This is a genomic window from Azospirillum sp. B4 (genome assembly GCF_000333275.1).
Lineage (GTDB): Bacteria > Pseudomonadota > Alphaproteobacteria > Azospirillales > Azospirillaceae > Nitrospirillum.
In genome coordinates, this window is record NZ_BACU01000652.1 from 1 (window position 1) to 3,540 (window position 3,540).

The following is a 3,540-nucleotide window of genomic DNA, read 5'->3' on the forward strand; positions in this document are numbered from 1 at the left end:
CGGGGCCGCCGTGATCTCCGGGTTGGTCATCGGCACGGGGGCGGCGGCCGGGGTCTCGCCCGCCGGCTTGCTGCCATCGGACATATGGGTCAGCAGGCGTTTCAGCGCGGTGGCGGCGGCGGTGCGCGCCTCCGCCGCCTGGACGACCGCCTTGGCGGTCAGGGCGGGATCGATGCTGATCTGCAGGAAGCTGAACTGTTCGGCTGATAGCGCTTGCAGCTTGCGGGTCAGGCCCTCGGCCTGTTCCTCGCCCGCGACATAATGGCGGATGGCTTCAATGGCGGAGGTCACGACCGCGGCGTCGCGCACGGCGCGGGAGGAGAAGACGGGGCTGCGCCCGCTGTCGGGGCGGACATGCTCCACCCGGACATCGCCCGCCGCCTCCCCCTGAGGCCCGTCCCCGTCAGGCCTAACGGAGGAGGGGAGAGCATCCGGAGGGGGCGATGCGTCGTCTCCCTTGCCGGCAATCCAGCCCATCACCTTCCGAAACATGCCACCCTGCCCCCTGCAAGAGACCGGATTATGACCCCACGGGTCCCGGCACTTCAAACGGTTTGCACCAGCCGCCCGATCAAGACGGCCTATTGCTTACCACGGCCGATCCGACCGATTCAATTTTCCGTCCCCAGCCAATTCTTCGGGCCCTTGAGCCCTGTAATGCAAGAAAAAACGGGACATCGGTCAGTCTTTACCTCAGTCCACCCCCTTCTCGCGCCGAGCCCATTCCGGCAATCGGAAATCGCCCGTGATGGATGGGCTGCTCCACTTCTACTGGAAGAGCCTCCAGGCGGTGAGGGCTTTGACAACTTTAAAATTTTAGCAATTTTCTCTGAATGAGAATTACAGGGTTTATTCGCAAATGTAATTGGCCGTCTCCTCAAGTCGTCGTACTGTTCCGCCCCAGGAATCGGGGTTTCCGGCCGGACGACGGCCAGGGATGGGGTCAAGAATGACAAACCCCGCTTTCCATCGGGACAACGAAGCCGCTCGGCTGGCAGGCCGGCGGCGCATCCGGATCGGGCATCGGGGACACCGGACGTGCGACGTTTGACACGGGGACTGCGGCGACTGGGCCGCCCGCTGGCCAGCGGGCGCCGCGCCGCCCTCCTGGAAGCGTTGGGCCGCCGGGCCGAGTCGGTGCCGCGCCACCGCCTGATCGAACTGGGCCAGCTGACCCTGATGGCCCTGAACCATCGCGAGGACTTCTGGCTGGTCCCCCTGCTGACCGTCATCGTCGCCGGCGGGGCCGCTACCTGAGCGCCATGGCCAGCCACCGCCGCCTGGGCGGTGCTGTCCATCGTCACGGTAGGCACCTCGCAACTGGCCTTCCAGCGCTTCCTGGCCCAGGCCGACCGGGTGAATGACCCCCGACCCTGGCGGCACCTACTGATCACCGCCCGCCTGGTGCCGTCGGTGGTGTGGAGCCTGCTGCCCCTGTTCGCCTGGCCCGGCGACCATCTGCCCGGACGCTTCTTCCTGATCCTGGTGCTGAGCGCTGCCATGGCCCTGCGCACCGGCGGCACCGCCTTCCATCCCCTGGTGCTGAAGCTGCAGCTGGTGCCGCCCACCCTGTCCCTGTTGACGCTGACGGGGACAGCGCTGACAGCCACCACACTGACTGGCGGAGCGCCAGGCCTGGCGCTCATCCTGGGCAGCCTGTTCTATCCCGTCTTCCTCTACCGCATGGGACGGCAAACCTGCCTGCGCATGCGCCACATGCTGGAACTGCAGCTGGACTTGGCGGCGGCCAAGCGCGCGGCGGACCATGCCAATCGCGCGAAGTCGGGCTTCCTGGCGACCCTGAGCCACGAGATCCGGACGCCGATGACAGGCATCCTGGGCCTGACCCACCTGCTGTTGGAGACGGGCCTGTCCATGCGCCAGCGCGACTATGTCCGCACGGTGCACCAGTCCGGGGAATCGCTGCTGGCCATTCTGAACGATGTGCTGGACCTGTCCAAGGTGGAGGCCGGCAAGCTGGAGGTGGAGCAGACCGCCTTCGACACCGCCCCCCTGCTGGAAGGGGTGCGCGCCCTGATGGCCGGCCGGGCGGCGGAAAAAGGGCTGGACCTGCAAATCCGCAAGAGTCCCGGTTTCCCCGACCGGTTGGTGGGCGATCCCCTGCGCCTGCGCCAGGTGCTGCTGAACCTGGTGGGCAACGCCATCAAGTTCACCGAGCGCGGCTGGGTGCGCATCAGCGCCTCGGCCGACCGCATGGCCGATGGCCGGCTGCAATTCGGCGTCATCGTATCGGACACCGGTGTGGGCGTGCCGGAGGCGGCGCAAGGCCGCCTGTTCGAAACCTTCAGCCAGGCCAGCGCGGAGGTCGCCCGCCGCTACGGCGGCAGCGGCCTGGGCCTGGCTATCGCCAAGCAGTTGATTCAGGCCATGGGCGGGGAGATCGGCTTCCACAGCCGGCCGGGCGACGGCAGCCATTTCTGGTTCACCATCCCCACGACGGAACCGGAGGACCAAGCCCCGACGTTGGCCACCGGCACGGACGTCACCACCGTCGCCATGCCGCCCCTGGCCGTGCTGGTGGTGGAGGATGTGACCGCCAACCAGGTGGTGCTGGACGCCCTGCTACGGGCGCGCGGCCATACGGTGACCGTGGCCGCCGATGGGGCGGCCGCGGTGCGCCTGGTGGCCCGGGGCCGTTTCGACCTGGTGCTGATGGACATGCAACTGCCGGGCATCGATGGGCTGGAAACGGCGCGGCGCATTCGCGCCCTGCCGGACGGCGCCCGCGCCCGCGTGCCCATCGTGGCCACCACCGCCAACACAGACGCCGCCGACAGCGGCCGCTGCCAGGCGGCCGGCATGGACGGCTTCGTCACCAAACCGCTGCGGCCCGACACCCTGTTCGAGGTCATGCACCAGGCCTGGGCCGGCCGAGGCGCCCTGGTCTGGCTGGAGGAGATGCCACCGGCGGGTGTCACCCTGGACCGCACGCAGATGGATACGGTGGCCCAGGCCATCGGTCCCAAGGACCTGCCGGAGTTCGTGGCCATCACCGCCCGCACGCTGGTGGAGACGGCGGAACGATTCATGGAAAAGGTGGCGGGGGGCGACATTTCCGCCGCCGGCCAAGCCGCCCATACGCTCTATGGCGTGGCCGCCAACGTCGGCCTGACGGGTCTGTCGGCCGACGCCCGCCGGGCGCAGCAAGCCCTGCGCGACGACCATCCGGAGATCCAGCGCGCCCTGGCCACCCGCTTGCGCGACAACGCGCAAGAGGCGGCGGAGGGCTTGAGCCGCTGGCTCAGCGAGTCGCTGGGCGCCCAAATCGAAACGACTGACAGCGCCGTCGCCTGAAACGCCCCACGGCGCCGTAGGCCCCAAGCGGGGCCGCCGGCGGGTGTCGGCACCTGGCAGCTCAGGGCGGCCTTTGATCAACCCCGATCAAAGGCCACGCACATCAGTGCGGCGTCACCGGCGTCGCGGTGGGCGCGCGTGGCGTCATGGGGATGCCGCCGGGGTTGGGCGGCGTGACCGCCGGATTGCCAGGACCATCCGGGCCGTCCTCGAACGGCGGCGGCG

At 68.8% G+C, this 3,540-nt stretch carries 3 protein-coding genes; 2 read left to right on the forward strand and 1 reads right to left on the reverse strand.

Features of this window, described 5'->3' with window-relative positions:
- A partial coding sequence (locus I55_RS29610; protein WP_148294044.1) for a hypothetical protein occupies window positions 1-492 on the reverse strand: 492 nt, incomplete at its 3' end.
- Between the two features lie 546 nt (window positions 493-1,038).
- Between I55_RS29610 and I55_RS36510 the strand changes: the two genes are divergently transcribed.
- Window positions 1,039-1,257 (forward strand): hypothetical protein, encoded by a 219-nt coding sequence (locus I55_RS36510; protein WP_148294045.1) that lies wholly within the window; start codon window positions 1,039-1,041, stop codon window positions 1,255-1,257.
- Between the two features lie 30 nt (window positions 1,258-1,287).
- Window positions 1,288-3,315, forward strand: coding sequence for an ATP-binding protein (locus tag I55_RS29615; protein WP_049974631.1), 2,028 nt, complete (start codon window positions 1,288-1,290; stop codon window positions 3,313-3,315).
- The last annotated feature ends 225 nt before the right edge of the window (window positions 3,316-3,540 follow it).